This window comes from Kitasatospora sp. NPDC088783, from assembly GCF_044750705.1.
Lineage (GTDB): Bacteria > Actinomycetota > Actinomycetes > Streptomycetales > Streptomycetaceae > Kitasatospora > Kitasatospora fiedleri.
This window is the reverse complement of record NZ_JBIVKJ010000001.1, coordinates 835,506-850,765: the sequence shown is the minus strand read 5'-3', so window position 1 is coordinate 850,765 and position 15,260 is coordinate 835,506. Positions and strand designations below refer to the sequence as shown.

General features: G+C 71.7%; 16 protein-coding genes. All 16 read right to left on the bottom strand.

What is annotated here, in order from left to right; translation table 11 throughout:
• Window positions 1-8: 8 nt before the first annotated feature.
• Window positions 9-1,184, bottom strand: coding sequence for an NAD(P)/FAD-dependent oxidoreductase (locus ACIP60_RS03725; protein ID WP_400679616.1), 1,176 nt, complete (start codon window positions 1,182-1,184; stop codon window positions 9-11).
• Window positions 1,185-1,327: 143 nt separating this feature from the next.
• Complete coding sequence (gene tatC / locus ACIP60_RS03720) at window positions 1,328-2,221, bottom strand: twin-arginine translocase subunit TatC (protein WP_400679927.1); 894 nt, start codon at window positions 2,219-2,221, stop codon at window positions 1,328-1,330.
• Between the two features lie 102 nt (window positions 2,222-2,323).
• Window positions 2,324-2,593 (bottom strand): twin-arginine translocase TatA/TatE family subunit, encoded by a 270-nt coding sequence (locus ACIP60_RS03715; RefSeq protein ID WP_400679615.1) that lies wholly within the window; start codon window positions 2,591-2,593, stop codon window positions 2,324-2,326.
• A gap of 131 nt (window positions 2,594-2,724) precedes the next feature.
• Window positions 2,725-2,880 carry a hypothetical protein gene (locus ACIP60_RS03710; protein ID WP_158585321.1) on the bottom strand — a complete coding sequence of 52 codons (156 nt, stop codon included), beginning with the start codon at window positions 2,878-2,880 and terminating at the stop codon, window positions 2,725-2,727.
• 12 nt (window positions 2,881-2,892) lie between these two features.
• The gene (locus tag ACIP60_RS03705) at window positions 2,893-3,123 is read right to left on the bottom strand and encodes a zinc ribbon domain-containing protein (RefSeq protein ID WP_100839298.1); all 231 of its coding nucleotides are present in this window, start codon (window positions 3,121-3,123) and stop codon (window positions 2,893-2,895) included.
• Window positions 3,120-4,085, bottom strand: coding sequence for a helix-turn-helix transcriptional regulator (locus ACIP60_RS03700; protein ID WP_400679612.1), 966 nt, complete (start codon window positions 4,083-4,085; stop codon window positions 3,120-3,122). Before ACIP60_RS03700 ends, ACIP60_RS03705 begins: the two co-directional genes overlap by 4 nt.
• Window positions 4,082-5,056, bottom strand: a complete 975-nt coding sequence (locus tag ACIP60_RS03695) for a helix-turn-helix transcriptional regulator (RefSeq protein ID WP_400679610.1) — start codon at window positions 5,054-5,056, stop codon at window positions 4,082-4,084. Before ACIP60_RS03695 ends, ACIP60_RS03700 begins: the two co-directional genes overlap by 4 nt.
• Before the next feature lie 117 nt (window positions 5,057-5,173).
• The gene (locus ACIP60_RS03690; RefSeq protein WP_035868835.1) at window positions 5,174-5,545 is read right to left on the bottom strand and encodes an FKBP-type peptidyl-prolyl cis-trans isomerase; all 372 of its coding nucleotides are present in this window, start codon (window positions 5,543-5,545) and stop codon (window positions 5,174-5,176) included.
• 59 nt (window positions 5,546-5,604) lie between these two features.
• Window positions 5,605-6,885, bottom strand: a complete 1,281-nt coding sequence (locus ACIP60_RS03685; RefSeq protein ID WP_400679608.1) for an FKBP-type peptidyl-prolyl cis-trans isomerase — start codon at window positions 6,883-6,885, stop codon at window positions 5,605-5,607.
• Window positions 6,886-6,998: 113 nt separating this feature from the next.
• Complete coding sequence (locus tag ACIP60_RS03680) at window positions 6,999-7,994, bottom strand: FKBP-type peptidyl-prolyl cis-trans isomerase (protein WP_400679605.1); 996 nt, start codon at window positions 7,992-7,994, stop codon at window positions 6,999-7,001.
• A 78-nt stretch (window positions 7,995-8,072) separates the two neighbouring features.
• A complete protein-coding gene (gene pafA, locus ACIP60_RS03675; protein ID WP_033212823.1) occupies window positions 8,073-9,434 on the bottom strand; it encodes a Pup--protein ligase in 1,362 nt (453 codons plus the stop codon).
• Window positions 9,435-9,530: 96 nt separating this feature from the next.
• Window positions 9,531-10,292, bottom strand: a complete 762-nt coding sequence (gene prcA, locus ACIP60_RS03670) for a proteasome subunit alpha (RefSeq protein ID WP_400679602.1) — start codon at window positions 10,290-10,292, stop codon at window positions 9,531-9,533.
• 32 nt (window positions 10,293-10,324) lie between these two features.
• Window positions 10,325-11,170, bottom strand: a complete 846-nt coding sequence (gene prcB, locus ACIP60_RS03665; protein ID WP_100839304.1) for a proteasome subunit beta — start codon at window positions 11,168-11,170, stop codon at window positions 10,325-10,327.
• A 189-nt stretch (window positions 11,171-11,359) separates the two neighbouring features.
• The gene (locus tag ACIP60_RS03660; RefSeq protein ID WP_100839305.1) at window positions 11,360-11,578 is read right to left on the bottom strand and encodes a ubiquitin-like protein Pup; all 219 of its coding nucleotides are present in this window, start codon (window positions 11,576-11,578) and stop codon (window positions 11,360-11,362) included.
• Window positions 11,579-11,675: 97 nt separating this feature from the next.
• Window positions 11,676-13,187: a depupylase/deamidase Dop gene (gene dop / locus ACIP60_RS03655; RefSeq protein ID WP_400679599.1), complete on the bottom strand. Its 1,512-nt coding sequence runs from the start codon at window positions 13,185-13,187 to the stop codon at window positions 11,676-11,678.
• A 115-nt stretch (window positions 13,188-13,302) separates the two neighbouring features.
• Window positions 13,303-15,069 (bottom strand): proteasome ATPase, encoded by a 1,767-nt coding sequence (gene arc / locus ACIP60_RS03650; RefSeq protein ID WP_400679597.1) that lies wholly within the window; start codon window positions 15,067-15,069, stop codon window positions 13,303-13,305.
• Window positions 15,070-15,260 lie beyond the last annotated feature (191 nt).

Below are 15,260 nucleotides of genomic sequence, written 5' to 3'. Positions count from 1 at the left end.
CACCCCGCTCACCCCGCGCCCCCCGCGCTCCCCGTGCCCTCGGCGTCGTCGAACCGCTCCGGTCGGAACGGCGCCAGGTCCAACTCCGGCTCCGCGCCGGTGAGCTGGCGGCTGATCAGCAGCCCGGTGGCGGGCGCCAGCCCGATGCCCGCGCCCTCGTGCCCGCAGGCGTGGTACAGCCCGGGCGCCCGGACGTCGTGCCCGACGGCCGGCAGGTGGTCGGGCAGGTAGGGGCGGAAGCCCCGGTAGGCGCGCTGGACCTGGGCGGCGCGCAGCACCGGGAACAGCGCGGCGGCCTGGGCGGCGAGCCGGTGCAGCACCTCGGGGCTGAGGGTGCGGTCGAAGCCGACCCGCTCGCGGCTGGCGCCGATCAGCACCGGCCCGGCGTGGGTGCCCTCGACCACGGCGGAGGACTGGAGGCCGGCCGAGCCGGAGGCGACGTCGGCGACGTAGTCGGCGGCGTAGACCTTGTGCCGGACGATCCGCGGCAGCGGTTCGGTGACGAGGACGAAGCCGCGCCGGGGCAGCACCGGCAGGCGGACCCCGGCCAGCGCGGCGAGTTCGCCGCCCCAGGTGCCGGCGGCGTTGACCACGGCGGGGGCGGCGAGGGCGCGGCGGGCGGTGGCCACGCCGGTGACGGCGCCGCCGGGGCCGCGCAGCAGGCCGGTGACGGCCTCGCCGAGGTAGCGGTCGGCGCCGGAGGCGCGCAGCAGGTGGGCGGCGGCCAGCGCGGGCTGGACCTGGGCGTCCTGCGGGTACAGGTAGCCGCCGGGCAGGTCGGCGGCCAGGTGCGGTTCGAACTCGGGCAGTTCGTCGGCGGTGACCGGGACGGCGGTCACCCCGGCGGCGCGCTGCTGCGCGGCGAAGCCGTGCAGCGGGTCGAGTCCGGCGGGGCCGGTGGCGACCACCAGGCCGCCCTTGGGCTCGTACTCGACGCGTGCGCCGAGCTCGGCGGCGAGGTCGCGCCACAGGCCGGTGGAGAGCAGGGCGAGGTCGAGTTCCGGGCCGGGTTCCTTGTCGGAGACCAGCAGGTTGCCCTCACCCGCGCCGGTGGTCCCGCCGGCCACCGGCCCGCGGTCCACCACGGCGACCTCCAGGCCGGACCGGGCGGCGTAGTAGGCGCAGGCGGCACCGACCACGCCGGCCCCGACCACCACGACGTCGTAGGGGTTTCGCTTGAGCACCTCAGTAATATGTCACATGGCTCGAACTCCGGGCAAGGACTCCCTCCACCCGGTCGTCACCGCCCCCGGAACGCCGAACGGCCCCGGACCGACGGGTCCGAGGCCGTTCACCGCCGCGCGGGGCTCGCCGCCCGCGCGCCCGGTCAGGTGATGTCGTCGATCTGGTCGCGGCGCGAGGCCGGGACCGGCGCGGGCGCCTCCACCGTCTCGACCCCGCCGACCGGCTCGGCGCCCGCCACGCCCTCGACCGTCAGGTCGACCCGGGAGGCCTCCTCGTCGCTCAGCCCGGCGTCGGGGTTGCGGGCGGCCTTGCGCTTGTCGTTGAGGAGCGCGACCCCGACCGCCAGGAAGTACAGCGCCCAGATCGGCGCGGCCAGCGCCAGCATCGACAGCGGGTCGGTGGACGGGGTGGCGAAGGCCGCGAACACCGTGATGCCCATGACCATCGCGCGCCACCAGCTGAGCAGCCGCCTGCCGGTGAGCACCCCGACCAGGTTGAGCATCACCAGGAACAGCGGCAGTTCGAAGCCCGCGCCGAACACCAGCACCATGCGGGTGATCAGGTCCAGGTACGTCTCCACCGGCACGATCGACTTGACGCCGTCGCCGACGAAGCTGATCAGCATCTCCGCGGTCAGCGGCATCACCACGTACGCGAGCACCGCGCCGGCCAGGAACAGCGGGGTGCCGACCAGCAGGAACGCCACCGAGTAGCGCTTCTCGTGCTGGTGCAGGCCGGGCGCCACGAACTTCCACAGCTGGTACAGCCAGACCGGGGTGGCGGCCACCGCGCCGGCCGTGAGGCTGACCTTCAGCATGACCGTGAACGGGGTGGTCAGGCCGATGTTGGAGATCTCCGCGCAGTGCTTCAGGCCGGCCGGCAGGGTGCCGTCCGGGTTGCACGCGGGCAGCGGCTCGATCAGGAAGTCCAGCAGCGCCTTGTGGTAGAACACCGCGACGATCGTGAAGAGGATGATCGCCAGCAGCGACTTGACCAGCCGGTTGCGCAGTTCGCGGAGATGGTCGGCGAGCGCCATCCGCCCCTCAGGGTCCTTGGCCGCTTTGCTCGTCTTGCTCAACCCGGTCCTCGAATCGTGCGCTCGTCGTAGTCGGTGTGGTGCGGGGCCCGACGCGGGCGTTCAGGCGGCCCGGTCGGGGCGGGGGGCGCCCGGGGCGGCCTTGACCACCCGTTCCGGTTCGGCGGCGGGCCGCGCGGCCGGGGCGGGGGCGGGGGCGGCGGGCGCCTGTCGGCCGGAGTCGAACTCCCGGCGCAGCGCCCTGCCCTCGCTCTTGAGGATCCGCAGCGAGCGGCCCAGGGCCCGCGCCGCGTCCGGCAGCCGCTTGCCGCCGAACAGCAGCACCGCGAGCGCCGTGACCAGCAGCAGCGAGCCGGGTGAAAGGAGTCGCATCCGCAGTGCACCGCCTTCCTCGTCCGGGAGGCAGGGCCCCCTCTCTGCGGGCGATGGTAGCCGCTCGGGGTGTCCGCGCGGGAACCCGGTACCCAACGATCGGGTACCGGTCACCGACCGGCCGGCCGTGGTCAGTCGCCCGCGGCGGCCCGCTGCAGCGCGCCGACCGCGCCGTCCACCTCGCGGGCCAGCGCCCGCACGTCCAGCCACAGCCGCAGCGCCAGCGCGCCGAGCACCAGCAGTCCCGCGGTGGACAGCAGGACGGCTCCGACCAGGGTCCAGTTCACGTGCGGTCCTCCCTATCCGTCCACCGGCAGCAGCCGCATGGTGCGCACGCCGGCCTCGGTGAGCGCGGCGACGATCTTCTCCCCGGCGATCTTGCGGACGACCGCTCCGCAGGCCGGGCAGGTGAAGCTGTAGAAGGTGCGCTCCTTGCTGGCGCCGAGCGCCAGCCGGAACTCGCGGGCCGGGAGCTCGACCTTCTCCCGGCACTGCGAGCAGTACACCTTGAATCTGGTGCCGTCGGTCACGTGGTTCCGACCTGTCCGTCCCGGTAGTGCTCCAGCGCGGCCAGCGCGGCGGTGCGGGCCTGTTCGGCGAGCTGGGCGGGGGCGGTGATCCGGCCGTCCCGGCCCAGCCGCAGGGCGAGCGGGCGCAGGCCGGACGGCTCGGCGGAGCGCAGGGTGATCCGCAGGCCGCCGTCGGGGAGCTCCTCGGCGCTGTCGTGGGTGTAGTACTCGGCGACCCAGCGGCCGCCGGGGCCGACCTCGACCACCACCTGCGGGTCCTCGGCGGTGGGGGCGACCAGCCCGGCGGACAGGTCGCGGGGCTGGAGCCGGGGCGGGTTGGCGGGCTCGTCGAGCACCTTGATCTCGGCGATCCGGTCGAGCCGGAAGGTGCGCCGGTCCTCGGAGGTGCGGCACCAGCCCTCCAGGTAGGTGTGGCCCTCGGTGACCAGCCGGATCGGGTCGACCTCGCGCTCGGTCAGCTCGCCGCGGCCGTGCGACCAGTAGCGCAGCCAGATCAGCCGGCCCTCGCTGAGGGCGCGGTCGATGTCGGCGAAGACGGTGCCCTCGGCCTCGAAGGTGACGCCGACCCGGGCCGCGGACTCGGCGTTCTCGCCCGCCGCGTCCTCGATCTTGGCGACCGCCCGGGTGAGCGCCTGCCGGTCCCGCTCGCGCAGGCCGGGCAGCCCGGCGACGGCCCGGGCGGCGACCAGCAGCGCGGTGGCCTCGTCGGCGGCCAGCCGCAGCGGCTGGGCGACGTCGTCCACGTTGTGCCACCAGATCCGCTCGCCGTCGGTGTCGATGTCGAGCAGGTCGCCGCCGCGGAAGGAGGTGCCGCACATCGGCAGCACGTTCAGGTCGCCGATCAGCTCCCGCTCGGTGATCCCGAACGCCCGCGCCACCTCGGCGACCTCGGCCCCGGGCCGCTCGCGCAGGTAGGTGACCAGCGACAGCATCCGGCGCGTCTGGTCGATCGCGTTGCTCATGCCTGCACCTCCGCGAGACCGGCGACGGCGCGCAGCCGGTCGATGACGTCGGCCCGCAGGTCCTCCGGGCCGATCACGATGACGTCGGGACCGTACTCGGCCAGGTCGGCGCCCAGGCCGTTGCCGTACGGGATGTCCAGCTCGTCCCAGTCGGCGTCGGCCGGCCGGGTCTCCAGCGCGCGCTGGCGCAGCGGGTAGGCGGCGCCCGAGCGCACCCTGACCCGGGCCACCGCGGTGGCGCCCTCGCCGGCGAACCGGGCCACCACGGCCCGGACGTCCACGTGCTCGGGCACCTCGCCGGTGAACGCGCCGGCCCGGGAGCGGACCTTGCCGGTGATCCGGGAGAGCCGGAAGACCCGGGCCGAGCCGCGGTCGCGGTCGTAGCCGGCCAGGTACCAGTGGCCGCGCCAGCACTCCAGCGCCCAGGGCTCCACCGAGCGCGGCTCGGCGGTGGCGGCGCCGGCCTTGCGGTAGTCGAAGGTGACCGGCCGGCGGTCCCGGGCGGCGGTGAGCAGCGGCTCGAACGCGGCCTCCCGGCCGGGGATCCGCGGCTCCAGCGCGCCGTGCTCGCGGTCCTCGGCGAACGGGACGCCGGCCGCGCGCAGCTTCTGCAGGGCGCCGCTGGCGGCGCCGGACATCTTCGCCTGCTGCCAGACCCGGGCGGCCAGCGCCAGCGCGGCGGCCTCCTCGGCGTCCAGCGCGATCTCGGGGAGCCGGTTGCGGTCGCGGCGGGCGAGGTAGCCGATCTCGCCGTCGAGCGCGTTCTCGTCCACGTCGATGATCAGGCCGAGTTCGCGCAGGTCGTCCTTGTCGCGCTCGAACATCCGGTTGAAGGCGTCCTCGGAGCCCTGTTGCCAGGCCTCCCGGTACGCCTCGACGGACTCGCGCAGCTCTTTCTTGGAGAGCGGACGGCGGGTGTTCATCAGGCACAGGGCGAGGTTCATCAGCCGCTCTGCCTTGGCGATCGCCATCGGTGACCCTTCCTCCGATCGGGGGTGACCCGCCTGACCGTACCGGTACGAGCACGTCCAGAGAAAGCCGAACCCCCGGCTCCTGGCGGAACCGGGGGTTCGGTGGTGCGTCCGAGGTCAGACGCCCAGCAGGTCCACCACGAAGATCAGGGTGGAGCCGGCCGGGATGAGCGGGCTCGGGGACTGGTTCCCGTACGCCAGGTGCGGCGGGATGATCAGCTCGCGCCGGCCGCCGACCCGCATGCCCTCGACGCCCTGGTCCCAGCCCTTGATGACCCGGCCGCCGCCCAGCGGGAAGCGGAAGGTCTGGCCGCGGTTCCAGGAGGCGTCGAACTCCTCGCCGGAGGCGAAGGTGACACCGACGTAGTGGACCTCGACGACCGCGCCGGCCTTGGCCTCGGCGCCGTCGCCGACCACGATGTCGCGGATCTGGAGCTCGGTCGGGGCGTCGCCGCCCGGGAAGTCGATCTCCGGCTTGGTCAGGCTCACGATTGCTCTTCTCGTTCGGTTGCGTGAACGGGACTCATCCTAGGCGCACCGACGGGCCGTCAGCTGTCGCCGCCGCCGACACCGGCGTCCAGGATGTCGACCACGAACACCAGGGTGGAGTTGGCCGGGATGCTCTCGCTGGCCTGGTCCTTGTAGCCCAGCGAGGCGGGGATGACCAGCTCGACCCGGCTGCCGATGTTCTGGCCGACGATGCCCTTGTCCCAGCCCTCGATGACGCTGCCGGCGCCGGTGGTGAAGGTGAACGCCTGCCCGCGGTCGAGCGAGGAGTCGAACTTCTTGCCGTCCTTGTACAGCGCGCCGGTGTACTGGACCAGCACCTTCTCGCCGGACTCGATCTTGCGGCCCTTGCCCTGGATCAGCACGTGGCTCTTCAGGTCGGTCGGGTCGGCGGCGCCCTTGGGCGGGGTGATGTCGGCGGGCTTGGTGCCGTTGTCCTTGACCTGCGGGAAGTCCGCGGGCGGCGGGGTCACGTCACCGGAGAGCACCGCGCCCGGCGCGGTGGCCTGCCGGATGTCCAGCACGAAGACCAGGCTGTCGGCGGCCCCGATGCCCAGCTGGCTGTTGCCCTGCGCGCCGAACGCGGCCCCGGGCGGGGCGACCACCAGCAGGCGGCTGCCGGCCTTGTGGCCCTCGACGGCGTTGTCCAGCGCCGGGATCAGCGACCCGCCGCCGGCCTGGTACAGCTGCGGCTTGCCGTTCTCCTCCCCGTACGAGCCGGGGATGTCCTTGCCGGTCTGCCAGTCCATCGCCGTGTAGTCGACGGTGACCCAGTTGCCCTTCTCCACCTTCGGGCCGTTGCCCGCGGAGAGCTCCTTGACCACGAACGTCCCGTCCGGGGCGTCCTTGGGCAGCGTGATGGCCGCCTTGGAGCCGAAGTCGCCGGCGACGGTCGGCAGCACCTTGGCGCTGTCCTTGATCGGCGGCACCGGCTCCTGGGTCGGCGTGTCCGAGGGAGCGGGGCTGGCGGCGGCCGAGTCCGCCTGCGCGGAGGGCTTGCCGTCGTCCTTGTTGACGTAGTACATCGTCACGCCGGACGCGACCAGCAGCACGGCCAGGACCGAGCCCAGGATCACGCCGAGCCGGCCCACCCCGCCCGGGTCCTCGTCGTAGCCCGCTTCGGAGAGCGGCACCTTGCGCTGGTTGGACGCGAAGACCTTCGGGGCCTCCTCGGCCTTCTCCCCGGGGGCCACCGGGGCGGTGGGCGGCGCCCACCCCGCCTGGGTCAGCATCTCGGCGGGGACGACGATCGACTCGCGGTCCACCGAGGGCTTGTTCCCGTTGGTGTCGGCCTCGCCCGGGCTCGACGCTTTCTCAGACATGACTCCCCATTCGACTCGCCCGACGACGCGTGTACCACTGGTGCGGGGCAGCAGTATGTCAGGTCGGCATGAGAGCGGGTCAGCCCGGCCCTCGCCCGGCTGTCAGGCGGTTCTCAGACAGCTTCCAGGATGTCGATCACGAACACCAGGGTGGAGTTCGCCGGGATCGAGCCGCTGGCCTGGTCGCCGTAGCCCAGCGACGGCGGGACCACCAGCAGCACCCGGCTGCCGACGTTCTTGCCGACCAGCCCCTGGTCCCAGCCCTTGATCAGGCTGCCGGTGCCGACCTGGAGGGCCTGCGCGCCGCCGTGGTTCCACGAGGAGTCGAACTGCTTGCCGTCCGTCCAGGTCACGCCGGTGTACTGGACCACCAGCGTCTGCCCGCTCTGCACCTGCGGGCCGGTGCCCTGGACCAGCACGTACTGCTGGAGGTCGGCGGGCGGCTGCTGGCCGGCCGGGACGGTGATGGTCGGCGCGGCCTTGCCGTTGTCCTTCACCTGCGGGGCGTTCGCGGGCGGCTGGGTGAGGTCCCCGGGGACGGTGGTGTCCTGCGGCAGCGTGCTCACCACGTCCAGCACGAACACCACGGTGTCGTCCTTGCCGACGCCCAGCGCGCTGGAGCCCTGGCTACCGAACCCGGCGGCCGGCGGGGCCACCACCAGCACCCGGCTGCCGGCCTTCCGGCCCACCACGCTCTGGTCGAAGGCGGGCACCAGCTGCCCGCTGCCCGGCTGGTACAGCTGCGGCTTGCCGCCGGAGTCGTAGGAGCTGGACAGGTCCTTGCCGCTGGTCCAGTCCTTGACGGTGTAGTTGACGGTCACCCAGTCGTTCTTGTTGACCACCGCCCCGGAGCCCTCGCTCACGGTGCTCACCACGAACTGCCCGGACGGCGGCTCGGTGGGCAGCGTGATGGTCGCCTTCGAGCCGAAGTCCCCCGAGACGGTGGGCATCGGCGAGGCGGACGCCACCGGGCTCGGCACCTCGGCGGCGGAGGCCGAGGAGGCCGCCGGCGTCGTCGCGGTGGACTTCCCGGAGCCGCCCGAGCTGCTGCACCCGGCGAGCAGCGCGACGGTCAGGGGAACGGTGAGCAGGTAGGCGGTTCGACGCATGACGTCAGCCTATGACCCGATTCGTCCGGTCCGTCGGAGGCGCGGCGCGCCCCCGGCGGACCGGACCGGGCCGGCGGATCACATCCCGGCGATCAGCTTCTCCACCCGCTCGTCCACCGAGCGGAACGGGTCCTTGCACAGCACGGTGCGCTGCGCCTGGTCGTTCAGCTTGAGGTGCACCCAGTCGACGGTGAAGTCGCGGCGCTGCTCCTGGGCGCGCCGGATGAAGTCGCCGCGCAGCCGGGCCCGGGTGGTCTGCGGGGGCACCGACTTGCCCTGGAAGGTCAGCAGGTCGGTGGTGACCCGCTTGGCCTGGCCGTTCTTCTGCAGCAGGTAGAACAGGCCGCGGCGGCGGTGGATGTCGTGGTAGGCGAGGTCGATCTGGGCGACCCGCGGGTTGGACATGGTCATCTGGTGCTTGGCCCGGTACTTCTCGATCAGCTGGTACTTCATGATCCAGTCGATCTCGGTGCCGACCTTGGCCAGGTCCTCGCTGCGCACCGCCTCCAGGGTGCGGCCCCACAGGTCCAGCACCCGGGCCACCGTGCCCTCGTTGAGGCCCTTGCGGTCGGCGAACTCCAGCGCCTTGGTGTAGTACTCCTCCTGGATCTCCAGGGCGGAGGCCTCCCGGCCGTTGGCCAGCCGGACCTGGTGGGTGCCGGTCAGGTCGTGGCTGACCTCGCGGATCGCCCGGATCGGGTTCTCCAGCGTCAGGTCGCGCATCACCACGCCGGCCTCGATCAGCCGCAGCACCAGGTCGGTGGCGCCGACCTTGAGCAGCGTGGTGGTCTCCGACATGTTGGAGTCGCCGACGATGACGTGCAGCCGCCGGTAGCGCTCGGCGTCGGCGTGCGGCTCGTCGCGGGTGTTGATGATCGGGCGGGAGCGGGTGGTGGCGGAGCTGACGCCCTCCCAGATGTGCTCGGCGCGCTGGCTGACGCAGTAGACCGCGCCGCGCGGGGTCTGCAGCACCTTGCCGGCGCCGCAGATCAGCTGCCGGGTGACCAGGAACGGGATCAGCACGTCGGCCAGCCGGGAGAACTCGCCGTGCCGGGCCACCAGGTAGTTCTCGTGGCAGCCGTAGGAGTTGCCGGCCGAGTCGGTGTTGTTCTTGAACAGGTAGACGTCGCCGGCGATGCCCTCCTCGTGCAGCCGCCGCTCGGCGTCCACCAGCAGGCCCTCGAGGATCCGCTCGCCGGACTTGTCGTGGGTGACCAGCTCGGTGACGTCGTCGCACTCGGGGGTCGCGTACTCGGGGTGGGAGCCGACGTCGAGGTAGAGCCGGGCGCCGTTCTTCAGGAAGACGTTGCTGCTGCGGCCCCAGGAGACGACCCGGCGGAAGAGGTAGCGGGCCACCTCGTCCGGCGACAGCCGGCGCTGGCCCCGGAAGGTGCAGGTGACTCCGTACTCGTTCTCCAGCCCGAAAATTCGGCGGTCCATGTGCGACTCTTCTCTGTTCGAAGCTCGGTGGAACCCCTCGGTGGCGGTCGGTGGACCGGCGGGCGGCCCGCGCTGCGCGGCGGGCCGCCCGGGCGGTCATTCGGTGTCGGTGCTCGCGTCGCCCGCGCCGTCGGCGTCCTCGTCGGCGGCCGACTCGTCGCCGCTGAGCAGCCGGGCCAGCTGGCCGCCCAGGATGCGCTTGAACTTCCGCTGCTGGAAGCGCTGGCGGTCCAGGACCGCGACCTCCAGCTGCTCCGGCGTCATGGCGCGGGGGCTGCCGCCGTTGGGGTCGCGGGCCAGGCCGTCGACCGCCAGCTTGAGCGCCTCGGCGAGGGTGAGTCCGGCCCGGTGGCGCTGGCCGAGGTAGTTGCCGATGGAGTCGGCGTTGCCGCCGACCACCACGGCGTTCTTCTCGTCCACCACCGAGCCGTCGGGGGTGAGCCGGTAGATCTGGTCGTCGGCGGAGGTGCGGCCCACCTCGGCGACGATCAGCTCGACCTCGTAGGGCTTCTCCCCGACCGAGGAGAAGATGGTGCCCAGGGTCTGGGCGTAGACGTTGGCCAGGCCGCGGGCGGTGACGTCGGCCCGGTCGTAGGAGTAGCCGCGCAGGTCGGCGTAGCGCACGCCGCCGATCCGGAGGTTCTCGAACTCGTTGTAGCGGCCGACCGCGGCGAAGGCGATCTTGTCGTAGATCTCGGAGACCTTGTGCAGGGCCCGTGAGGTGTTCTCCGCGACGAAGACGATGCCGTCGGCGTAGGTGAGCACGACCACGCTGCGGCCGCGGGCGATGCCCTTGCGGGCGTACTCCGCGCGGTCCGCCATGGCCTGCTGGGGCGAGACGTAGAACGGCGTGGACACCGCCGGTCTCCCTTCGGGTGGTTGAGGCGGACTCAGAGAAGCGGGGCCTGCGGGCCGTTGGGGTGCTCGCGGCGCCGGTCGGTGATGGAGACCGCGATCGCGGAGACCTCCGCCTCGGTGAGCCGGCGGAAGCCGTCCTCGGTGATCAGCGTGACGATCGGGAAGATCTTGCGGGCCAGGTCGGGCCCGCCGGTCGCCGAGTCGTCGTCGGCGGCGTCGTACAGCGCCTGGACGGCGAGGGTGGCGGCCTCGTCGCCGGTCAGGCCGTCCCGGTAGAGCTTCTTCATCGAGCCGCGGGCGAAGACCGAGCCGGAGCCGGTGGCGGCGAAGCCGGCCCGCTCCTCGGAGCGGCCGCCGGTGACGTCGTAGGTGAAGATCCGGCCGCGGCCGAGGTCGAGGTCGTAGCCGGCGAAGACCGGGACGACCGCGAGGCCCTGCATGGCCATCGCCAGGTTGGAGCGGATCATCGTGGTGAGCCGGTTGGCCTTGCCCTCGAACGAGAGCACGGCGCCCTCGATCTTCTCGTAGTGCTCCAGCTCCAGCTGGAACAGCCGGACCATCTCGACCGCCAGGCCGGCCGTGCCGGCGATGCCGACGGCGCTGTACTCGTCCGCCGGGAAGACCTTCTCGATGTCCCGCTGGGCGATGACGTTGCCCATCGTGGCGCGGCGGTCGCCGGCCAGCACCACGCCGCCGTCGAAGACCGCGGCGACGATGGTGGTGCCGTGCGGCGCCTCGACGGTCATCCCCTCGGGGAGGGTGCGCCGCCCGGGGAGCAGCTGGGGCGCGTGGCTGTCGAGGAAGTCCAGGAACGAGGAGGAGCCGGGGGTGAGGAAGGCGGCCGGCAGACGCCCGGTGCCACTGAGGTTGGCTTCCACACGTGTCCTTCCGGATCGAAGATCGAAAGTTGCTTGGTGCCCCGGACCCTACCCGCTTCCGGGGCCGGTTCCACGCTCTCCGGGGGAGCTGCTCCGAGGAGCTTCCGGCAACACGAGGCCGCAGGCGCGCTCAGGGCACACCTGCGGCGCTCGTGCTGCTCTTTTCGGTGGACGGAGGGGTTTCCCCTCTCACTCGCCGCCCTTCTGGACGAATCCGCGCACGAAATCCTCGGCGTTGGATTCCAGTACCTCGTCGATTTCGTCGAGTACCGAGTCGACGTCGTCGCTGAGCTTTTCCTGGCGCTCCTTGAGCTCGTCCGAGGCCTGCGTTTCCGCCGCCTGCTCCTCGGCCTCCTCGGAGGAGCGGTTGGCCCGCTGCTGACCGCCGCCGGTGTCCTTCTCCGCCATTTTCCTCACCCCGCTCGTTCGGTGTTCTCGTTCAACGCTGGCTGCTCACCGGAATGATTCCCCGTCCGGGAAACGTTCACCCTCGGTGATCGAAAAGTTACCCGCCGGAGAGGACGCGCACTAGGTCCTCGGCGGTGCGGCACCGGTCGAGCAGCTCCTTGACGTGCTCCCGGGTGCCGCGCAGCGGCTCCATGGTCGGGACGCGCTGGAGGCTGTCGTGGCCGGGCAGGTCGAAGATGACGGAGTCCCAGGAGGCGGCGGCCACGTGGTCGGCGTACTGCTCCAGGCAGCGGCCGCGGAAGTAGGCCCGGGTGTCCTCGGGGGGCCGGGTGACGGCGCGGCGCACCTCGTCCTCGTCGAACAGCCGGTCGAACCGGCCGCGCGCCTCCAGCCGGTTGTAGAGGCCCTTGTCGGGCCGCACGTCGCTGTACTGGAGGTCGACCAGCTGGAGCCGGGGGCTGTCCCACTCCAGGGCGTCGCGCTGCCGGTAGCCCTCCAGGATCTCCTTCTTGGCGATCCAGTCGAGCTGCCGGGACAGGCTCATCGGGTCCCGCTCCAGGCGGCCCAGCACGTCCTCCCAGCGGGCCAGCACGTCCACAGTCTGGTCGTCGGCGTCCTGCCCGTAGCGGTCCTCGACGTACTTGCGGGCGAGCTCGCAGTACTCCATCTGGAGCTGCACGGCGGTCAGCTTGCGGCCGCTGCGCAGCTGGACCAGCTGCTTGAGCTCCGGATCGTGGGAGACCCGGTGCAGGGTGCGCACCGGCTGGTCGACGGCGAGGTCGACGGCGATGAAGCCGTCCTCGATCATCGACAGGACCAGCGCGGTGGTGCCGAGCTTGAGGTAGGTGGAGACCTCGGAGAGGTTGGCGTCGCCGATGATGACGTGCAGCCGGCGGTACTTCTCGGCGTCGGCGTGCGGCTCGTCGCGGGTGTTGATGATCGGGCGCTTGAGGGTGGTCTCCAGGCCGACCTCGACCTCGAAGTAGTCGGCGCGCTGGCTGATCTGGAAGCCGTGCCCGCCGCCCTCCTGCCCGATGCCGACCCGGCCGGCCCCGCACACCACCTGGCGGGAGACGAAGAACGGGGTCAGGTGGCGGACGATGTCGGCGAACGGGGTGGCCCGCTGCATCAGGTAGTTCTCGTGGGTGCCGTAGGAGGCGCCCTTGTTGTCGGTGTTGTTCTTGTAGAGCAGGATCCGCTGCCCGTTGGGCAGCTCCAGGGCGCGCTCGGCGGCCTCCGCCATGATCCGCTCGCCCGCCTTGTCCCAGAGCACCGCGTCGAGCGGGTTGGTGACCTCGGGCGAGGAGTACTCGGGGTGGGCGTGGTCGACGTAGAACCGGGCGCCGTTGGTGAGGATGACGTTGGCCAGGCCGATGTCCTCGTCGGTGAGCTGGCTGGAGTCGGCCACCTCCCGGGCCAGGTCGAAGCCCCGGGCGTCGCGCAGCGGATTCTCCTCCTCGAAGTCCCAGCGGGCGCGGCGCGCCCGGTGCATCGCCGCCGCGTACGCGTTGACGATCTGGGACGAGGTGAGCATGGCGTTGGCGTTGGGGTGGCCGGGCACGGAGATGCCGTACTCGGTCTCGATCCCCATCACGCGCCGTACGGTCATGCGGCCCTCCTGACCTGTGGGTACTGCTGGGTACTGCTGGGCGGTGCCGGTGCAGACGCACCGTCCGGCTGCGGAGCCCTGCCGAGCGCCGCAGCCGGACGGGGTGGTGCGCGTGCTACAGGTACTGCCCGGTGTTGGCGACGGTGTCGATGGAGCGGCCGGACTCGGCGCCCTGCTTGCCGGTGACGAGGGTGCGGATGAAGACGATCCGCTCGCCCTTCTTGCCGGAGATGCGGGCCCAGTCGTCCGGGTTGGTGGTGTTCGGCAGGTCCTCGTTCTCCTTGAACTCGTCCACGCAGGCGGCGAGCAGGTGGGAGACGCGCAGACCGCGCTGGCCGTGGTCGAGGTAGTCCTTGATGGCCATCTTCTTCGCCCGGTCGACGATGTTCTGGATCATCGCGCCGGAGTTGAAGTCCTTGAAGAACAGCACTTCCTTGTCACCGTTGGCGTAGGTGACCTCCAGGAAGCGGTTCTCCTCGGTCTCCGAGTACATCCGCTCGACCACCGACTGGATCATGGCGGCGACGGTGACCGACACCGAGCCGTCGTGCTCCTTGAGGTCGTCCGGGTGGAACGGGAGGGTGTCCCGCAGGTACTTGGAGAAGATGTCCTTGGCCGCCTCGGCGTCCGGCCGCTCGATCTTGATCTTGACGTCCAGGCGGCCGGGCCGCAGGATCGCCGGGTCGATCATGTCCTCGCGGTTGGAGGCGCCGATGACGATGACGTTCTCCAGGCCCTCCACGCCGTCGATCTCCGCCAGCAGCTGCGGGACGATGGTGTTCTCCACGTCCGAGCTGACGCCGGAGCCGCGGGTGCGGAAGAGCGACTCCATCTCGTCGAAGAAGACGATGACGGGTGTGCCCTCGCTCGCCTTCTCCCGGGCCCGCTGGAAGACCAGGCGGATCTGCCGCTCGGTCTCGCCGACGTACTTGTTGAGCAGCTCGGGGCCCTTGATGTTCAGGAAGTAGCTCTTGCCCTGCGGCCGGCCGGTCACCTCGGCGACCTTCTTGGCCAGCGAGTTGGCCACCGCCTTGGCGATCAGTGTCTTGCCGCAGCCGGGCGGGCCGTAGAGCAGGACGCCCTTGGGCGGCCGGAGCTCGTACTCCTTGAACAGGTCGGCGTGCAGGTAGGGCAGCTCGACCGCGTCCCTGATCTGCTCGATCTGGCCGGACAGGCCGCCGATCTGCCGGTAGTCGATGTCCGGGACCTCCTCGAGGACCAGCTCCTCGACCTCGGACTTCGGCACCACCTCGTACACGTAGCCGGAGCGCGGCTCCAGCAGCAGGGCGTCGCCCGCCCTGATCGTGACGCCGTGCAGCGGCTCGGCGAGCCGGACCACCCGCTCCTCGTCGGTGTGGCCGACGACCAGCGCGCGGTCGCCGCCCTCCAGCACCTCCTTGAGCGTGACGATCTCGCCGATCCGCTCGAACGCCATCGCCTCGACGACGTTCAGCGCCTCGTTGAGCATCACCTCCTGGCCGCGGCGCAGCTCGTCCAGCTCGACGCTGGGGCTGACGTTGACCCGGAGCTTGCGGCCACCGGTGAAGATGTCGGCGGTGCCGTCCTCGTTCTTCTCGAGGAAGGTGCCGAATCCGGCCGGCGGCTGTGCGAGCCGGTCGACCTCCTCCTTGAGGGCCACGATCTGGTCGCGGGCCTCTCGCAGGGTGGCGACGAGCCGCTCGTTCTGGGCGGTCACGCCGGCCAAGCTGTTCTGGAGCTCGACGATCCGCTCCTCAAGAACCCTTGAGCTGCGCGGAGAATCGGCGAGCCTGCGCCGCAGGACGGCGATCTCCTGCTCGAGGTACGAGACCTGTGCGGCCTCGTCGGACCCCCGTGCGGGCCTGCCGGCGCTGCGGTCGTAGTCGTCATCGTGGGCTGCCACGGTCCTCACCTCCTCCTGGGGGAGCTGGACGACCCAAACCTACCTGGCACCAGGGTCATGTAAACCCCTAGATCAGAAAGATGGATCGGGCGTGTCCGATGTCCGCCCCGCTCGCTTCCCCTCTGGTAGAGGAGATGCCCACCGCTCAACGGTTCAAAGCAGCGCGGATGTATCGTGACAGGAATGTCCCC

Coding starts and splice junctions, on each gene's coding strand:
- ACIP60_RS03715 (WP_400679615.1), bottom strand. CDS start 2,593: ATGCGACTCCTTTCACCCGGCTCGCTGCTGCTGGTCACGGCGCTCGCG.
- tatC (WP_400679927.1), bottom strand. CDS start 2,221: ATGGCGCTCGCCGACCATCTCCGCGAACTGCGCAACCGGCTGGTCAAG.
- dop (WP_400679599.1), bottom strand. CDS start 13,187: ATGACCGTACGGCGCGTGATGGGGATCGAGACCGAGTACGGCATCTCC.
- ACIP60_RS03685 (WP_400679608.1), bottom strand. CDS start 6,885: ATGTCTGAGAAAGCGTCGAGCCCGGGCGAGGCCGACACCAACGGGAAC.
- ACIP60_RS03660 (WP_100839305.1), bottom strand. CDS start 11,578: ATGGCGGAGAAGGACACCGGCGGCGGTCAGCAGCGGGCCAACCGCTCC.
- ACIP60_RS03700 (WP_400679612.1), bottom strand. CDS start 4,085: ATGAGCAACGCGATCGACCAGACGCGCCGGATGCTGTCGCTGGTCACC.
- pafA (WP_033212823.1), bottom strand. CDS start 9,434: ATGGACCGCCGAATTTTCGGGCTGGAGAACGAGTACGGAGTCACCTGC.
- ACIP60_RS03680 (WP_400679605.1), bottom strand. CDS start 7,994: ATGCGTCGAACCGCCTACCTGCTCACCGTTCCCCTGACCGTCGCGCTG.
- ACIP60_RS03695 (WP_400679610.1), bottom strand. CDS start 5,056: ATGGCGATCGCCAAGGCAGAGCGGCTGATGAACCTCGCCCTGTGCCTG.